A 16,519-nucleotide genomic window follows, 5' to 3' on the forward strand; every position below is an offset into this window, starting at 1 on the left:
CCGTGCGATGTGACCGGCCGGACTCAGACCTCGTCGATGAACAGCAGCGCCGGTGTCTCGAGCAGAGCCTTGATGCGTTGGACGAAGACCGCTGCGTCCCATCCGTCGACGATGCGGTGGTCGAAACTCGACGACAGGTTGAACATCTGACGTGGCTCGAACGTGCCGTTCGTCCAGACGGGCCGCATCTCCATTTTGTTGACGCCGATGATCGACACCTCGGGCGGGTTGATGATCGGCGTGGTCGCGAGTCCGCCGAGGGCACCGAGTGACGTGATCGTGATCGTCGACCCCGTCAGTTCGTCTCGGGTCGCTCCACCGTCGCGAGCGGCCGACGCCACCCGTGCGACCTCCTCGGCGAGGTCGCGGAGACCTCGCGCCTCGGCGTGACGGACCACGGGCACGCGCAGACCGTCGTCGGTCTGCGTGGCGATGCCGATGTGTACCGCGTCGAAGATCGTGAGCTGCTCCTCCCGCCCGTCGAAGTGGGCGTTGAGACTCGGCTGTTCCGCGGCGGCGACGACGATTGCACGAGCCAGGAACGGGAGCAGCGTGAGGCGGGACGCACCGTCGGACGCCTGCGCGTTGAGCTGGGCGCGCAGCCGCTCGACCTCGGTGGCGTCGATCGCTTCGACGTAGGTGATGTGCGGAATCTCCGACCACGCGGCGCTGAGACGTTCAGCGATGCGGCGCCGCACGCCGCGCACGGCCTCGACCCGCGTCCCGGCCGAGGGACGTCGCGACGTACCGGACGACACGTTCGTGGTCAGGATCCGGTCGAGGTCGGCGTGCTCCACTCGACCGTCGGGTCCCGATCCTGCGACGGCGGACATCTCGATGCCGAGTGCTGCAGCCCGACCGCGAACGGCCGGCGATGCCAACGCACCGCCGGGTCGGCCGGACGCAGGGCGATCGACGTCGACGTCTGCGACGGTGGCGGTGGCGGGGGCGTCGGGTCGGCGTTCGCCGGCCTCCGTCGGGTCACCCGCTGCGTCCGAGGCGTCCGCGTCGCCCGCTGCGTCCGAGGCCTCCGATTCGTCGGGGGTCGGATCGGAGTCTCCGCCGGTGTCGATGACGATCAGGTTGCTGCCGACGGCGAGGACGTCGCCGGGTTCTCCGTGCAACTCGACGACCGTGCCTGCCACCGGCGACGAGATCTCGACGTTCGACTTGTCGGTGAGCAACTCGGCGACCGAGGACTCCGGCGTCACCTCGTCGCCGACCTCGACCATCCACGAGACCAGCTCGGCCTCGGCCACGCCTTCACCGACGTCGGGCAGCTTCATCTCGAAACGGCTCATGTCGACACCGTCCCCCGCACCACGTCCACCATCGCCGCCCCGACCCGATCGGGCCCGGGGAAGTACGACCATTCGTGAGCGTGCGGGTACGGCGTGTCCCAGCCGCACACCCGCGCCACCGGAGCCTCGAGTTGGTAGAAGCAACGCTGCTGGACCTGCGCACACAGCTCCGCCCCGAACCCGGAGGTCATCGTCGCCTCGTGGACGACGAGGCACCGACCGGTCTTGGACACGGACTCGACGATCGCGTCCACGTCGAGCGGAACGAGGGTGCGCAGGTCGATGATCTCGGCATCGATTCCCCGCTCCTCCGCGGCCGCCTGTGCGACGTGGACCAGGGTGCCGTACGCGAGGACGGTGAGATCGGCTCCTTCCCGATGGATCCGGGCCGTTCCGATGTCGATCGTGTAGTGACCCTCGGGCACCTCGCCGAGCGGGTGTTTCGACCAGGGGACGATCGGACGGTCGTGATGGCCGTCGAACGGGCCGTTGTACAACCGCTTGGGTTCGAGGAAGATCACGGGATCGTCGTCCTCGATGGCCGCGATCAGGAGGCCCTTCGCGTCGTACGGGTTCGAGACCACGACGGTCTTCAGGCCGGCGACGTGGGTGAACAGCGCCTCGGGGCTCTGGGAGTGGGTCTGGCCGCCGAAGATGCCGCCACCGGTCGGCATCCGAACGACGAGCGGCGCCGTGAAGTCGCCCGCCGACCGATGCCGGAGCCGGGCGGCCTCGGACACGATCTGGTCGTACGCCGGGTACACGTAGTCGGCGAACTGGATCTCGACGCACGGCCGCAACCCGTAGGCCGCCATGCCGACGGCAGCACCGACGATGCCCGCCTCGTTGATCGGCGAGTCGAAGCACCGCCCCTTCCCGAACCGTTCCTGCAGGCCCTGCGTGCACCGGAACACACCGCCGAAGTACCCGACGTCCTCGCCGAACACCACCACCCGGTCGTCGCGCTCCATCGCGATCTCGTGAGCATCACGGATCGCATCGATCATGGTGACCATGTCAACGTCCTTCCAGCTTCGCGACCTGATCGCGTTGCTCGCGCAGGTGCCTCGGCATCTCGACGAACACGTCGTCGAACATCGTCTCGGCCCTGCCGGTGTGACCGTCCTTCACCGAGCCGTGCGACGACGCCTCCGCGAACGCCGCCTCGACCTCGGCGTCGATCTCTGCCTGCATGGACTGTCGGCATCGGTCGTCCCACGTTCCCGTCCCGTCGTCCAGCGCGGCGAGGTGCTGATGGAGCCGCTCGACCGGGTCGCCGAGGGGGAAGCGTTCGGCTTCGTCGGCCGGGCGGTAGACGGACGGGTCGTCCGACGTGGAGTGTGCTCCACGCCGCAGGGTCACCCACTCGATCAGCGTCGGGCCGAGATTCGAACGGGCGCGCTCTGCCGCCCACTGCGATGCCGCGTACGCCGCGAGATAGTCGTTTCCGTCGACTCGGATCGACGGGATGCTGAACCCGTACCCACGGTCGGCAAACGTCGCCGACGCACCACGTGCGAAGTCCTCCGGTGTGGAGATCGCCCAGTGGTTGTTGACGATGTTGAGGATCACGGGCGCCTGGTACGTCGAGGCGAACACGAGGGCTGCGTGGAAGTCGGACTCCGCCGATGCGCCCTCGCCGATCCACGCCGAGGCGATCTCGCTCCCACCCCGCAGCGCCGACGCCATGGCCCAGCCCACCGCCTGGATGTACTGGGTGGCCAGGTTGCCCGAGATCGAGAAGAACCCGTACTCCTTGGACGAGTACATGATGGGGAGCTGACGACCGCGCAACGGGTCGGCCTCGTTGGACAGCACCTGGTCGATCATCGTGACGAGCGGGTAGCCGGCGGAGATCAGCAGACCCTGCTGGCGGTAGGTCGGGAAGTGCATGTCCCCCGAGCGCAGCGCGTGCTGCTGAGCGCATGCGATCGCCTCCTCGCCGAGGCACTGCATGTAGAACGAGGTCTTGCCCTGTCGGTGTGCCCGCAGCAGGCGGGCATCGAAGCTGCGGGTGAGCATCATGTTGCGCAGACCTTCGACCTTGTCCTGGAAGGTCAGGTCCGGCACCCAGTCGCCAACCGCTCGACCGTGATCGTCGAGCACCCGCACGAGCTGTTTGCGCATCAGCGCGACCCGCTCGACCTTCTCGTCTAAGGCCGGTTTGGCCATCTCGCCGGCGGCACTGATGTAGCGGACCCGGTCGGCGGGTTTGTCGCCGCGCGCCGGTTCGGGGATGCGGAGTTCGAGCACCGGCGTCGGCGGCTCCGCGTCACCCGGATCGTGCACTGCCTCAGACATCAGCCTCGTTCCCTTCGCGCCGCACAGCGCAGCGATCCTCGTCGATGCCCATTCCCCCATGGTGCCACGTCCGACGACCGGCAGCTTTCGCGTCCACCATTTCCACGAGCGTCGAGCCGCACTACGGTCCGACGATGGCCATCGCGAAGTTCCCGAGTTTCGTCATCGACTGCCCCGACCCGGGTGTGCTCGCCCGGTTCTACGGAACGTTGCTCGAGTGGTCGATCCAGGACGACGAGTCCTGGGCCGAGATCCGCTCCGCCGACGGGCTCCAGTGCATCTGCTTCCAGCAGGTCGACGACTACCACGCGCCCGTGTGGCCCGGGCAGAGCCACCCCCAGCAGATGCACATCGACGTGATGGTGGAGGACCTCGAAACCGCCGAGCAGCAGACGATCGCTCTCGGAGCGTCGAAGCACCCCGAGCAACCCGGAACGGACTTCCGCGTGTTCCTCGACCCGGCCGGGCACCCGTTCTGCCTGTGTCGGAGCTGAGGCCCCATCCACGACTCGTCGACGGGTGGCCGGTCGCCGGTGCGACGTGCGCACCGGCAACCGTGCCGGTCTGGTACCGGATCCGGAAGGTCGTCATTCGTCGCGCCACGATGAAATTCGCGGTCGCATCGGTCGGGGCGAACGGCAGAGGCGGACCTCGGAACCGACCGAGCCGAGGCTTGTCGACCCCTCGATCACGTCTGATCGACGGACGCCTCCCTGTCCCAGAAGCGCACGCTGCGACAGGCCTCCACGAACTCCGCCGCCGATCGCTTCGATGCGAGTGCGTGGTACCCGTCGTCGCGGTCGTCGGACGTGACGCCGGCGGCGTCGAACAGTGCAACGGCGTCGGCGGTGTGGGCGACGAACTTGGCGTGTGCGTGCGCATCGCTCACGAAGTCCTTCGCCGTTGCATCCCGTGACAGCGTTGCCGCGGCGGCCTCGGTCAGGACCACCGCGACGGCGTCGAACAGCACCGACGGTCCTCCGTCGACCTTCTCGTCGACGTCGATCTCGTTGCCGTCGCTGTCGGTCACGCCGTGCACGCGTGGTGCGACGAACGCGAGTTTCGTGCCCTCCTTCTTCGCCGCCGCTCGGAGGTGGCCGAGCACCTTGGCGTCGGAGCCGTCGGCGACGAGCACGCCGATCTTGCGACCGGCGAACGACTGCAGCGGCTCGGCGATGATGGACAGCGCCGGGGAGGGCTCGAGGTCGGTCCGGGTGGGCCGAGCGGCGCCCAGTGCGTCGGGCAGGTCGATTCCGAGGCCGTCGGCGACGGTGCGTGCGAGATCGTCGTCGACGTTGCGCAACCCGGCGACCATCCGCTGCTGGATGTCGAGGCGATCCACCTTGGACAGTTCGAACACGAAGGCGTCGCCGATGTGGGTCTGCTCGGTGGCGGTCTGGGAGTCGTAGAACTGCTTGGCCTGGCTGTAGTGGTCGGCGAACGACTCGGGTCGCGTGCGTCGCTTGTCGCCGTCTGCACTCGCCGGGAACGACCGGAAGCCGCCGTCGGGATCCTCCCGAGGACCGCCCTGGTCACCCCAGGAGTTCGGCTCGTAGTTCGCCCGTCCGAATGCCGGGGGAACCGTGGCCATGTGCCCGTCCTGCTGGAAGTTCATCACCGGACAGCGCGGTGCATTGACCGGGATGTGCGTGAAGTTCGGCCCGCCCAGGCGCTTCAACTGGGTGTCGAGGTACGAGAAGTTGCGGCCCTGGAGGAGCGGATCGTTGGTGAAGTCGATGCCGGGGACGACGTTGGACGTGCAGAAGGCGACCTGTTCGGTCTCGGCGAAGAAGTTGTCGACGTTCGCGTCGAGGGTCATCTTGCCGATCGGCGTGACCGGGATCTGCTCCTCGGGGATGATCTTCGTGGCGTCGAGGACGTCGAACTCGAAACGGTCGGCGAACTCGTCGTCGAACACCTGGACCCCGAGTTCCCACTGCGGGAAGTCTCCCGAGTCGATCGCGTCGTACAGGTCGCGTCGGTGGAAGTCCGGGTCGGCGCCGTTGAGCTTGACGGCTTCGTTCCACACGACCGACTGCACCCCGGCCAGTGGCTTCCAGTGGAACTTGACGTACTTCGAGTCGCCGGCTGTGTCGATCAGACGGAACGTGTGGACTCCGAAGCCCTCCATGAACCGGAACGATCGTGGGATGGTGCGGTCCGACATGATCCACATCAACATGTGGGTCGACTCGGGCATCAGCGACACGAAGTCCCAGAAGTTGTCGTGCGCGGTCTGCGCCTGCGGGAAGCCGGTGTGCGGTTCGGGCTTGGCGGCGTGGATGAGGTCCGGGAACTTCATCGCGTCCTGGATGAAGAAGACCGGGATGTTGTTCCCCACGAGGTCCCAGTTGCCCGCCTCGGTGTAGAACTTGACCGCGAACCCGCGTACGTCGCGCGCCAGGTCGGCGGACCCCTTGTTGCCGGCCACCGTGGAGAAGCGGACGAACACCTCGGTCTGCTTGCCGGCCTCGCTGAACAGTTTCGCCTGCGTCAGTTCGGCCGCGGCGGCGTAACTCTCGAAAACGCCCTTGGCGCCGTAGCCGCGAGCATGCACGACCCGCTCGGGGATGCGCTCGTGGTCGAAGTGGAAGATCTTCTCGCGGGCGATGTGGTCCTCGAGGAGTTGCGGACTGCGCGGCCCGGCCGTCAGCCAGTTCTGGTCGTCGGCGATCGGGACGCCCTGCTGGGTCGTGAGCGCGGTGCCGTCACCCGAATCGCTCACGGTCTGATGCGTCTCGCCTCCCGACGTCGCGGCCCCCTCCACGGTCCCCCGAGCGGCGGGCTTCTCGGCTGCTTGCTTCCTGGTTGCTGGCGTTCTGGCTGCGGACTTCTTGTTGGCCACGTCGTGTCTCCTCGGTGTTGCTTGCTCTGGTCACGGGGCGGTACCCGCACGACTCGGTGACTATTCGTCGGCGAGAGTTCGGTTGCTCCATGGCCGACGGCCCGTGAGGTCGCTTCGGAGCCGACGAATCGCTCGGCCGATCACCGGGTAGTCGAAACACATGTGGATCTTCCTGGTCGTCGTCGGTGTGATCGCATTGATCGCGATCGTGCTCCTGAGACCGACCGCCGATGCACCTCCCGCCGACCCCGACACCGCAGACCCACACGAGCAGCCCGCCACTGCCGAACCGGGTGTGACGGGACGAAGCGAGCGGGCCGACGAGAACCCTGGATCCGAGCGGCGGCCGGGCGGCGACGTTGCGACGTGACCGGGCGGAGCCGCACGATCGACCGAACTCGATCGTCCACGACTCGATCGTCCATGCCGTCGTCGTCGTTCCCGCACACGACGAGGTGGAGCGCATCGGGCTCACGCTGGATTCGATCGAACGGGCGGCAGCGCACCGGGAGGTGAGGGTCTCGGTCAGCGCGATCGTGGTGCTGGACACGTGTGAGGACGCCACGGACGAGGTCGTCAGGTCGCACGTGGAGGTCGGTGGCCCTGTCGAGTGGCACGTCGTCCCAGCCACCGTTCGTCGCGCGTCGTCGGCACGCCAGGCGGGACTCGACGAACTCGTCGGCACCATGCGGCGATCCGTCGCTCCGTCCCGCACGGCCGTCCTGTCGACCGACGCCGACACCGTGGTCCCGCACGACTGGATCGTGCGGCACGTGCAGGCGCTCGACAGCGGCCTCGACGGTGTCGCCGGGATCGTCGACCTGACGCCGGATGCGGGGAGCGACCTCGGACTCGACGCATGGCGCAGCGAGTACGAGTCCAGCTTCCGGGTCGACGGGACGCATGCGCACGTCCACGCCGCCAACCTCTGCGTCCGCCTCGACGTGCTCCTCGCGGCCGGCGGGTTCGGCCACTTGCGACGTGCCGAGGACATCGACCTGTGGCGACGTCTGACGTCGATCGAATCGGTGCGGCTCTGCTCGGATCAGTCGATCGTCGTTCGTACCAGCGACCGACCCGACGGGCGCGTCGAGGGTGGCTTCGCGACCGCGCTCGCGCGCTTCCGCTCGACGTCGGGCCTCATGGAGTCCACGCGCTCAGCGACGCCACACGTCGAGACGGAACGACTCGTCTCGGAGTGATGCGCGCCGGGCGAAGGATCCGTACGACTCGATCTGGGCATCGACCTCGTCGGCCGTGCGCGGGTAGTTCGTGTCGCCGGTGTAGTTGACGACCACCAGTTCTCCGTCGGTGGACAGGTGCTCGTCGAGTCGGTGCAGCGCCGACGCCAACGACGCCTCGGCGAGGTAGTACGCGATCTCCGACCACACGACCAGATCCGACTCGCGGTCGGGCCAGAACTCCGGGAAGCTCGCACCGAGCACTCGGACGTGGTCGAGATGACGCACCCGCTCGCGCGCCCGGTCGACGACCGAATCGACGATGTCGCACGAGGTGAGATGGTCGGTCCGCTCGGCGAGACGGATCGTGAGAGCACCGTTCGAGCACCCGGGCTCGAAGGCCGATCGGTAGCGGGGCCGTGTCAGGGAGGCGAGGGTCAGGTCGAACTTGCGTCGCTCGTAGAAGCTCGTGTCGAAATCCCACGGATCGGGTCGGTTGCGATACATCGACTCGAAGTACTCGTGGTCCATGTCGTCGTCGCTCATCGGGTCGCCCCGCCGAGATTCGAGATGTGACCCAGTTCGCGCTCGGCGTGGTGCTGTTTGACGTAGAGATCGAGGTCCACCACTCGTTGGGCCGCGTCGGAGTCCTCGACGTAGGGACGTGGTCCGAACGCGCGACCGAAGCGGTCCATCACGTCCCGACAGATCCCCGACACCTCGAAACGAAGCGAACGTGCCACCCGTTCACCGACGCCGACGTCGTCGGGTTCGGCGTCGATCTGGCGCCCCGCCGCATCCAGCAGCGACGCGAGTGTCCAGTCGTGCGCGACGAGCGCCCCGTGGTGGGCTCGCCGGTGCGGGTCGTCGTCGACCAGCCGCGACGCGACGTCGACGAGTCCCTGCGCGGCACCCGCCCAGCATGCGGCAGGTCCACAGGCACCGTGCCAGAAGCCGGGCCGACGCAGGTACCAGCCGGGGTCGCAGAGCACGTCGGACGGCGCGACCGGGTGGTCGACGAACTCGACGGAGCCCGTTGCGGTCTCGACCATGGCCGGAGACGCCCAGCCGGCGCCGTCACCCACGACGCTGACGCCACGACCGTGACGGACGTCGACGTCGACGAGCACGGTGCCATCACCCGTCCGGGTCGTGACGAGCGCACGATCGACGATTCCCAGCCCCGATGCGAATCCCATCGACCCTCCGATCGTCGACCCGGTTCGGTCCAGAACGACTCCCGCCGTCGCCGTCTGCGACGCCCAGACCCCGTAGACGGCACCGGGTTCGAGAGCACGCCCCGCTTCGTGCAGGATGGCCACGGCGTCGGTGTGCGCCTCGACCAGTCGGGCGACGCTGACGGAATCGCGCCGAGCGATCCCGCTCAGTTCCGCGAGGCGCGACGAGGTCGCTCCGCCGCCGGGGTCCGCCAGGTCGAGCGCACCGGAGTCGAGGAGCGAGCGAACGGTTCGATGGGTCGGCGAGGTCATCGACCCGGCACCTCGGGTCGATTGACGATGAAGTACTCCGAGTCCCACTGCGACGGCTCGAGCGTCCAGTCGTCCAGGATCGGTGCACCGACGGGTGGTTCGAGTTGGGAGGCGTGACATGCGAGGGCTGCCTGCTTCGCGTGTCGAGATCGACCGTCGACGCCGACGCGCACGAGGTCGACGCCTCCGAGATCCCGGGGCTCGGCGTGATGCCAGGCCCAGAACAACGACGACCAGAGCGAGCAACCCACGAGCCGAGCGGCACGCGCCGCCGCCCGGCCGACTGCTTCGTGATCGGGGTGGACGTCGTGGACCCACGGGGCGACGATGGTCGTACCCGGGTCGCTCTCGCAGCTGATTCGTTCGGAGAGTTCGATCTCGTGATCGGCGACGGATCCGTCGCGGATGCCCAGCCACGTCACACGATCCGGCCGGATGCCGAGGCGACCGAGCGCGTCCGTCTGCTCGGCGCGACGCACGCGGGCCAGGGCGTCGTGCTCGTAGTCCTTCGGATACGCGTTCCCTCCGTCCGTCACCGCGAGGACCTCCACATCGGATCCAGCGCGTACGAGGCGAGCGAGCAGACCTCCGACGGTGAGCACCTCGTCGTCGGGATGAGGAGCGACGACGAGGTATCGGCCGACGTTCGGGGTGACGAGCGTCGCGGATTCGCGCACGTCCGTCCAACGATCCAGCGAAGACTTCATGACTCTGCGTACCCTCGAACCCGTCGTTTGATCGCACCGCACCGACATCGGCCAGTGAGCCGACGACCGGGCGCTCCGACTGTCAGCGGAAGGGGGCTGCGACTCGGCACCGGTGCGCCTCGACCTCGTCGGGCGTCGGGTCTCTCAGGACCTCGACCACGTCGTTGCGCCACTCCACCAGCCCCGCCGATGCGAACCGCGTCAGCCACCCCTCCATCGGCCAGGCCCCCCACTTGTCGCGGTAGCGCTGCGCGTTGGCCACGGTCGCCCGGAGTTGGTGCAGCGGCGGTTCGAACGAGTCGTGATGCTGGTGCAGCACGACGGCGCCACCCACGGCGCCGGCCGGCCGACCACTGGACCTCACCGCCGTCGCGAGATCGGTGTCCTCGCCGGCGTAACCGCAGAACGATTCATCGAAGCCTCCGAGGTCGCGGAACGTCGTCGTACGAAGCCCCATGCACAGCCCCCACACCAGTTCGTGACGCCACGTCAGGTCCACCTCTCCGGGCGCCGCGGGCGGCGTGGGCCGCCCGGGGTTCGGTCGTGCGAGTGCGACGAGCGACTCCACCGGACGTGACAGATCGACGTCCGGCGGCAGGTATCGGACATCGCCGGTGATCAACGCATCGTGGTCACCGAGCGCGTCGTGCAGACGTCGAGCACACCCCGGTGCCGGCATGGTGTCGGCGTCGCAGAAGACCAGCCGATCTCCCCGAGCGGCCGCGGCGCCGGCGTTGCGGGCGTGTGAGTACGCGATCGCCTCGCTGTCGAGGCCCGTCGGCAACGTGACGTGTCGCACCGTCGGGGTCGGTCCGTCGACGGTGGCTTCGGTCGGGTCCTCGTACCCACCGGCCCGGACCACCACGACCTCGAGTTCCTCCAGATCCTGCGACGACCATCCCCGCAGGAAGTCGCGCAGCATCCGGTTGCGATTCCGCACGAGAGTCACCACGCTCAACACGTGCGTTCACCCGACTCGGAGATCGATGGCGTGATCGTGTGCGGAGCGCCCCGGAGCGGGACGTCGATGATGGCGCAGGCGCTCGCCGACGCAGGCTTCGGCCTGGGGAACGACCTGATCGCCGGATCCGAGGCGAACCCGCTCGGATTCTTCGAGGACATCGAGGTGAACCGGATCAACGACGGGTTGCTGGCCGCGGCCGACGTCGTACCGGGAGCGGCGCGACCACCGCGCTCGCTGTGGTGGCTGGGGGCCTTCGAGGCGACCGCAACGCCGTCGCCGGCCCCCGAGACGCTCGCCCGCAGGATCCCGCCGGCCCCGTACGTCCTCAAGGATCCCCGGTTCAGCCACACGTACCCGGCGTGGAGGCCGGTGCTGAGCGAACACCGGGTCGTCGTGATGGTCCGACCGGTGGCCGAGGTCCACCAGAGTCTGGTCGCCATGGCCCGGCGCGACCCCGAGCAGTTCGCAGGCTGGGAGCTGAGCGAGGTCGCGGTGTGGGAGATGTGGTCGGCGACGTATGCATCGATCGACCGGTGGGCCGACGACGGGGTGGCGTACGTCGCCGATTCGACGTTGCGGGACCGGTCGGTCCTCGGCGCGTTGTCGGAGTTCCTCGGACGACCGATCTCCGCACCCGGTGTCGCTCCCGAGTTGCGGCGCACTGCGCCGACGGCTCCGACGGAGCGCGAGCGCCCGGTCTTCGAGCGCTGTCTCATTCCTTGACGCCCGGGTCGGCCCATCGCACACCACGGCGCCCCACCCTGCCCTCGACGGCCGTGGTTCATCGGGTGCCCGAGGCGGTTCGGGTCACGTTCGACCGAGGGTTCGCACGATCTCGGCACCGAACGCCTCGAGGTCGTCGGGGTTGCGGCTGGTGATGAGGGTGTTCGGTCCGGAGGTGCACACCGCGACCTGCTCGTCGACCCAGGTGCCGCCGGAGTTCTCGATGTCGGTGCGCAGGCTGGGCCAACTCGTCAGCGTTCGCCCCTCGGTCACGCCGGCCTCGATCAAGGTCCACGGCGCATGGCAGATCGCCGCCACCGGCTTTCCGGCGGCGAAGAACGCGCCGACCAGTCCGACCGCATCGGCATCCGTGCGCAGCTGGTCGGGGTTCGCCACGCCACCCGGCAGGACGAGTGCGTCGAAGTCGTCGACGCTCGCACCGGACGCCGCAAGGGTCGCCTCGAACGTGTCGGCAGCCGTCAGATGGTCGAATGCCTGGACGTCGCCGACCTCGGTCGACACGAGCGTGGGCGTCGCGCCGGCCGCCGTCACGACGTCCCACGGGTCGGTCAGTTCGGCCTGCTCGATTCCCTCCCGGGCCACGAGGAACGCAACCCTCTTGCCGGTCAGGTCGTCGGACGTCGGTTCTGCTTCGGACATGTCGTCTCCTTCGTGGATGGTCGTCGCCGCGCCGCACCGATGCTGCGGTCGTGGCGCTGCACCGGTACTCCTGCGCGGTCACATCGGTGTACCCGTCACGGCAGAGTCCATTCACGTCATCGGTGCGGATTCGAGACCCGGCGGTCGCCCGCGGGCTGCGAGTCGTCGCGACGCACGAGGACCAGCCCGGCGGCGACCAGGAGGTCCTCGTCGAGCGCGCCGGCCAGCCGGTCCTGGTCCCGCGCCCAGTCGGGGAAGCCCGGTCGGTGCCCGAAGCGCAGCCGGATCTCCTCGTCGACCTGCGCTGCGGCCGACGACCACCATCCCGTGGAGAGATCGGCGACAGCGACGTGGACGACGTCGAGCGAGTGCCGCTCGGCGCGCTCCCGGAAGCCCTCGAGGGAGTGGAAGGTCCTGGGACCGACGCGCCGGGTCGCCGCGTCGACGGCCCAGAGATCGGTCACGGCGACGAGTCCTCCGTCGGAGAGGATCCGATGCGCCTCGTGGAGCATCGGATCCACCTCGTCGAACAGCGAGACGAGGTTGCCGACGATCACCACCGAGACCCCACCATTGCGGACGGGCAGCCGGGACGCATGCGCGCACGCCACCGCCAGGTGGGGGAACAGGCGTCGGGCGGAGCGGAGGCGGGGCGGTGAGCTGTCGAAGAGTTCGACCTGACGTCGCATCGTCCGCTCGATCCAACTCGCGGTCCCTCCCAGATCGGCACTGGCGTCGATCCACGGACCCTCGGGCGCCGAGGCCAGGACACCCAGGATGGAGTCGAGGATCTGGGGGAATCCGGGCATCGGCGATGCCGCGGCGCATCGTTCGGCTCCACGGAGACGGAACTCCTGGATGATGTCGGCTCGCCACGTCGCCACGTCGGCGGTCGCAGTCCTGGTCGTCGCCGCGCTCCGGTGCGGTCGGTCGCGCCGAACACCGCTCGTCGGCGTGTGGGTCGGGAGCATCGACGTGGTCGGGTCACCGCCGTTCACTCGCATCACGGCCGATCCGTACCCGCGTCGCGCCGATCCGATTCGCGCCGGGTCGACCGTGCGGTGAATCACCCCCTCCCAACCGGGTACCTGTCCTGCGTGCTCGACGACGGACTCCAGCAAGCGCGGACCGACGACCGGACCGACCTCGACGGGGCCGGCGCGATCGGCTACTACGTCCACCACCACGGCGCGGGCCACGTCGCCCGGTACCGCAAGATCGTCGAAGCGAGCGGAGACCGGTTCGTTCCGATCTCGGAGCTCACCTTGCCGGGCGGCCTCCGCCTTCCGCCCGACGTCGTGTCGCACGGAACCGACGAGAGCGCCGACGGCGCGCTGCACTGGGCTCCCGTCGGCGACCACGGGTCGGCGCGCCGGAGCCGGATCTTCGGCGACTGGCTCGACGATGCCCGTCCACGCGGCGTGGTGATCGACGTGTCGGTGGAGGCTGCGCTGCTGTGCCGTCTGTTCGGGGTGGCGACCGTCGTCGTCCGCCAGCACGGCGTGCGGACCGACGGCCCCCATCTGATGGCCTACAGGAGTGCTCGGCGTCTGCTCGCACCGTTCCCGTCGGAACTGGAGCACCGGGACACCCCTGCATGGGTCACACGGAAGACCGAGTACGCGGGCTTCATCGGTGGTGGACCCCACGGTCCGACGACTCCGCCCCCCGCCCCGTCCTCGAACCCGGGTCCCGACGACGTCGTCGTCCTGTGGGGAACCGGCGGCGGGCAGCTGTCGCCGGACGATGCCGCTGGCATCGTCCGAGCCGCCGGGCCCGGTCGGGTCTGGTTCGCCGGACGTGAGGGATCCCGATTCGCCTCCCTGGGGATCGTGGACTGCGGCTGGGTGGCCGACGTCGCGTCGTTGTTGCGCAGCTCTCCGACCGTGGTCGCGAGCGCAGGGAACAACGTCGTCGCCGACGCCGCGTTCGCCCGATGCGCTCTCGTGGTCGTCCCGCAGCAACGCCCGTTCGACGAACAGGTCCGCCACGCCGAGAGTCTCGACACGGCGCACGCCGCGGCCGTGGTGACGGTGGACGGCGACACCGACTGGGGGCGTGCGATCGACGTCGCTCGTCACCGACGCGGCACACTCGCGCAGATGGCCGGATCCGGAGGCGCTGCGTCGGCTGCTGGAGTGATCCGGGAGTCGTTCGCACACGTCGCGTCCCGGTGACTCGCCGGGTCGTCGACCTGTACGCAGGCGCCCCGACGAACATTCGCCGAATCGTCGACGTCGCTGCGGGTACCAGGGGGTGTGATCGACACAACGACGTCCGGGTTCCGAGTCGCCATCGTCGGACCCTCCAGGTTCGGAATCGGCGAACCGTACGCCGGAGGGCTCGAGGCCCACACCGCCGGGCTCGTCGGGATCCTGCACGAACGGGGGCACCACCTCAGGGTGTTCGCCGGACCGGAGGGCGACATCCATGGTCTGCCCGTCGGGGTCACGCCGATCGTGGCGCGCACGTTCGATCACCTGTTCACCGGGCGGCGCGACACGTCACATCCGGCCGGCTTCTGCCGTCACGAGAGCGATCGGTACCGCACGCTCGTCGACGGATTGCGACGGTGCCCCGACATCGACGTCGTCCACAACAATTCGCTGCACCCCGCGGTCGTCGACGGGGACCCGGGCGACGGTTCCTTCGTCCACGTCCTGCACTGCCCTCCCTTCCCGAAGCTCCGAGCGGCGCACCGACGTCTCCGAGAGCGTTCTCGGGGCCGGCATGTGATCGCCGTGTCGAAGGCACTCGCGTCGCTGTGGGACGGTGTCGCCACCGACGTCATCGGCAACGGGATCGACCTCGACACGTGGCTCGATCGGTCGCCCGGGCCGCGCGCCGGAGCCGTCTGGGCCGGACGGATCGTGGAGGAGAAGGCTCCTCACCTCGCGATCCGAGCAGCCCGCCTCGCGGGGCTCCCGATCCGCCTCGCCGGCCCGATCGGCGACCACCGGTACTTCGATCGTCTCGTGCGGCCCGAATTGGGAGCCGACGCCGTGTGGCTCGGTTCGCTCGGTGCAGCCGACCTCTCGAGGGTCTTCCGGTCGGCGCGCGTCGGCGTGGTGTCGCCCATGTGGGACGAACCGTTCTGCCTGGTGGCCGCCGAGATGTTGGCGAGCGGCACGCCCGTCGCCGCCTTCGATCGAGGGGGCCTGGCCGAGTTCGTCCGGCCGGACGTCGGAGCACTCGCACGCCCCGGAGACACCCACTCCCTGGCGGACGCCGTTCGTCGAGCGGCCGCGATCGATCCGTCGACGTGTACCGAGTTCTCCCGCCGCCACCTGTCCAGCCTCGCGATGGTCGACGGATACGAGGCCGTCTACGAGCAGGCGGCACGACGGCACGGCCGTTCGGACGACGCCGCTCTCGCGGAGTCACGTGCCACTGCCTGACCCAGGTCGACCCGTTCGGTTTGAACGACACGTTGCGGGGCACCGTGAGCCCTATGTCGGGCCGCTCCACCCACCACCTCTCCATCGAGGTGGAGCGCGGGCGGAATGCGGCCAGGTTGGTCGTCGACGGCGACCTCGATCGATCCTCGACGGGAGAACTCCGGGACATCGGGATCGGCCTCGTCGACGCCTGCGAGCACGTGAGCGTCGACGTCGTGGCTGCATCCGTGATCGATTCCGCGGCCCTCGGCGTCCTGATCGAGTTGCACCGTGCCGCCCGAGCGGCGGGATGTCGCTTCGACGTCACGATCGGCCCGGCCCACCAACGCACGCTGTTCGCGACCACCGGGCTCGACGACTACATCGACCTGATCCAAGCGCCATGACGAACCGGCCGGAGCCCGCCTCCAGGGACCACACACCCGTGCCGACGGCCACGATCGAGGCCGCGCGGGCGATCTGAGTGGGACGATCGATGGACGAGGTGGTGCACGAGCGACAGGGGTCGCCGATCCTGCGGATCGAAGGCGAGTCCGACGGATGGCTCGCACTCGTCCGCGAGGCGATCCGCGACGTCATCGGCGTCGACATCGATGCTGATGCCTCGTCTGCGTTCCTCACCGCGGTGACCGAGATCGCCACGAATGCCGAGGCGGCCGGGGTCCGCGCCGGAGCGACTCGTCCGGTGGTGGTGGCCGTGGACGCGGACCGGCGATCGGTGGAGGTCAGCGATTTCGGAGGCGGGTTCGATCCCGAGCAACACCGAGGCCTGCCCGATCCGAGTGTGACGAGCGGTCGTGGGCTCCACATCGCCCGGACCTTCTGCCCCGGTCTCACCTGGACACGGACCGCCACCGGCATGACGTGCACACTCCCCTTCCCCGAACCGATCTGAGACTCTCCATCGTCCCGACGAATGAGGACGACGCCTGCGGGGTACATGTGGTCA

General features: G+C 68.9%; 18 protein-coding genes. 8 read left to right on the top strand and 10 right to left on the bottom strand.

What is annotated here, in order from left to right; genetic code table 11:
- Positions 1 to 23 precede the first annotated feature (23 nt).
- The 3 genes from ABJK40_RS04410 to ABJK40_RS04420 are packed head-to-tail and all read right to left on the bottom strand — an operon-like array spanning position 24 to position 3,602.
- Positions 24 to 1,301 (bottom strand): dihydrolipoamide acetyltransferase family protein, encoded by a 1,278-nt coding sequence (locus ABJK40_RS04410; protein WP_348479432.1) that lies wholly within the window; start codon positions 1,299 to 1,301, stop codon positions 24 to 26.
- Positions 1,298 to 2,308: an alpha-ketoacid dehydrogenase subunit beta gene (locus ABJK40_RS04415; protein WP_348479448.1), complete on the bottom strand. Its 1,011-nt coding sequence runs from the start codon at positions 2,306 to 2,308 to the stop codon at positions 1,298 to 1,300. The genes ABJK40_RS04410 and ABJK40_RS04415 overlap by 4 nt, the downstream gene beginning before the upstream one ends.
- 10 nt (positions 2,309 to 2,318) lie before the next feature.
- Complete coding sequence (locus ABJK40_RS04420) at positions 2,319 to 3,602, bottom strand: thiamine pyrophosphate-dependent dehydrogenase E1 component subunit alpha (protein WP_348479433.1); 1,284 nt, start codon at positions 3,600 to 3,602, stop codon at positions 2,319 to 2,321.
- Between the two features lie 134 nt (positions 3,603 to 3,736).
- Here ABJK40_RS04420 and ABJK40_RS04425 point away from each other — a divergent pair, with 134 nt between their 5' ends.
- Positions 3,737 to 4,096 (top strand): VOC family protein, encoded by a 360-nt coding sequence (locus ABJK40_RS04425; protein ID WP_348479434.1) that lies wholly within the window; start codon positions 3,737 to 3,739, stop codon positions 4,094 to 4,096.
- Between the two features lie 194 nt (positions 4,097 to 4,290).
- Here ABJK40_RS04425 and ABJK40_RS04430 read toward each other — a convergent pair whose 3' ends face one another.
- Positions 4,291 to 6,369, bottom strand: coding sequence for a catalase (locus tag ABJK40_RS04430; protein WP_348479449.1), 2,079 nt, complete (start codon positions 6,367 to 6,369; stop codon positions 4,291 to 4,293).
- A gap of 238 nt (positions 6,370 to 6,607) precedes the next feature.
- Between ABJK40_RS04430 and ABJK40_RS04435 the strand changes: the two genes are divergently transcribed.
- Together ABJK40_RS04435 and ABJK40_RS04440 are read left to right on the top strand one after the other, a co-directional pair.
- Positions 6,608 to 6,817 carry a hypothetical protein gene (locus ABJK40_RS04435; protein ID WP_348479435.1) on the top strand — a complete coding sequence of 70 codons (210 nt, stop codon included), beginning with the start codon at positions 6,608 to 6,610 and terminating at the stop codon, positions 6,815 to 6,817.
- Positions 6,807 to 7,649, top strand: coding sequence for a glycosyltransferase (locus ABJK40_RS04440; RefSeq protein WP_348479436.1), 843 nt, complete (start codon positions 6,807 to 6,809; stop codon positions 7,647 to 7,649). The genes ABJK40_RS04435 and ABJK40_RS04440 overlap by 11 nt, the downstream gene beginning before the upstream one ends.
- Here the strand turns inward: ABJK40_RS04440 and ABJK40_RS04445 are convergent.
- The 4 genes from ABJK40_RS04445 to ABJK40_RS04460 form a co-directional block, all read right to left on the bottom strand.
- Positions 7,605 to 8,174 (bottom strand): SAM-dependent methyltransferase, encoded by a 570-nt coding sequence (locus tag ABJK40_RS04445; protein ID WP_348479437.1) that lies wholly within the window; start codon positions 8,172 to 8,174, stop codon positions 7,605 to 7,607. The two genes, ABJK40_RS04440 and ABJK40_RS04445, sit on opposite strands and share 45 nt — an antisense overlap.
- Positions 8,171 to 9,118, bottom strand: coding sequence for a hypothetical protein (locus tag ABJK40_RS04450; RefSeq protein ID WP_348479438.1), 948 nt, complete (start codon positions 9,116 to 9,118; stop codon positions 8,171 to 8,173). The genes ABJK40_RS04445 and ABJK40_RS04450 overlap by 4 nt, the downstream gene beginning before the upstream one ends.
- Positions 9,115 to 9,825, bottom strand: a complete 711-nt coding sequence (locus tag ABJK40_RS04455; RefSeq protein ID WP_348479439.1) for a PIG-L family deacetylase — start codon at positions 9,823 to 9,825, stop codon at positions 9,115 to 9,117. The genes ABJK40_RS04450 and ABJK40_RS04455 overlap by 4 nt, the downstream gene beginning before the upstream one ends.
- A gap of 82 nt (positions 9,826 to 9,907) precedes the next feature.
- On the bottom strand, positions 9,908 to 10,786 hold the full coding sequence (locus tag ABJK40_RS04460) for a glycosyltransferase (RefSeq protein ID WP_348479440.1): 879 nt from the start codon (positions 10,784 to 10,786) through the stop codon (positions 9,908 to 9,910).
- On the opposite strand from ABJK40_RS04460, the gene ABJK40_RS04465 reads away from it, so the two are divergent.
- Positions 10,787 to 11,512 carry a hypothetical protein gene (locus ABJK40_RS04465; protein ID WP_348479441.1) on the top strand — a complete coding sequence of 242 codons (726 nt, stop codon included), beginning with the start codon at positions 10,787 to 10,789 and terminating at the stop codon, positions 11,510 to 11,512.
- 84 nt (positions 11,513 to 11,596) lie between these two features.
- Here ABJK40_RS04465 and ABJK40_RS04470 read toward each other — a convergent pair whose 3' ends face one another.
- Together ABJK40_RS04470 and ABJK40_RS04475 are read right to left on the bottom strand one after the other, a co-directional pair.
- On the bottom strand, positions 11,597 to 12,172 hold the full coding sequence (locus ABJK40_RS04470) for a type 1 glutamine amidotransferase domain-containing protein (protein WP_348479442.1): 576 nt from the start codon (positions 12,170 to 12,172) through the stop codon (positions 11,597 to 11,599).
- A gap of 116 nt (positions 12,173 to 12,288) precedes the next feature.
- Entirely contained in the window at positions 12,289 to 13,176 is an 888-nt protein-coding gene (locus tag ABJK40_RS04475; protein WP_348479450.1) for a class I SAM-dependent methyltransferase, read from the bottom strand.
- A 93-nt stretch (positions 13,177 to 13,269) separates the two neighbouring features.
- Between ABJK40_RS04475 and ABJK40_RS04480 the strand changes: the two genes are divergently transcribed.
- The 4 genes from ABJK40_RS04480 to ABJK40_RS04495 all read left to right on the top strand — a co-directional run bounded on the left by ABJK40_RS04480 (position 13,270) and on the right by ABJK40_RS04495 (position 16,465).
- Entirely contained in the window at positions 13,270 to 14,349 is a 1,080-nt protein-coding gene (locus ABJK40_RS04480) for a glycosyltransferase (RefSeq protein ID WP_348510168.1), read from the top strand.
- 81 nt (positions 14,350 to 14,430) lie between these two features.
- Positions 14,431 to 15,570: a glycosyltransferase gene (locus ABJK40_RS04485; RefSeq protein ID WP_348510169.1), complete on the top strand. Its 1,140-nt coding sequence runs from the start codon at positions 14,431 to 14,433 to the stop codon at positions 15,568 to 15,570.
- A gap of 53 nt (positions 15,571 to 15,623) precedes the next feature.
- A complete protein-coding gene (locus ABJK40_RS04490; protein WP_348481884.1) occupies positions 15,624 to 15,956 on the top strand; it encodes an STAS domain-containing protein in 333 nt (110 codons plus the stop codon).
- 89 nt (positions 15,957 to 16,045) lie between these two features.
- Complete coding sequence (locus tag ABJK40_RS04495) at positions 16,046 to 16,465, top strand: ATP-binding protein (RefSeq protein WP_348481882.1); 420 nt, start codon at positions 16,046 to 16,048, stop codon at positions 16,463 to 16,465.
- Positions 16,466 to 16,519: the final 54 nt, after the last annotated feature.

The organism is Ilumatobacter sp. (assembly GCF_039969435.1).
GTDB lineage: Bacteria > Actinomycetota > Acidimicrobiia > Acidimicrobiales > Ilumatobacteraceae > Ilumatobacter_A.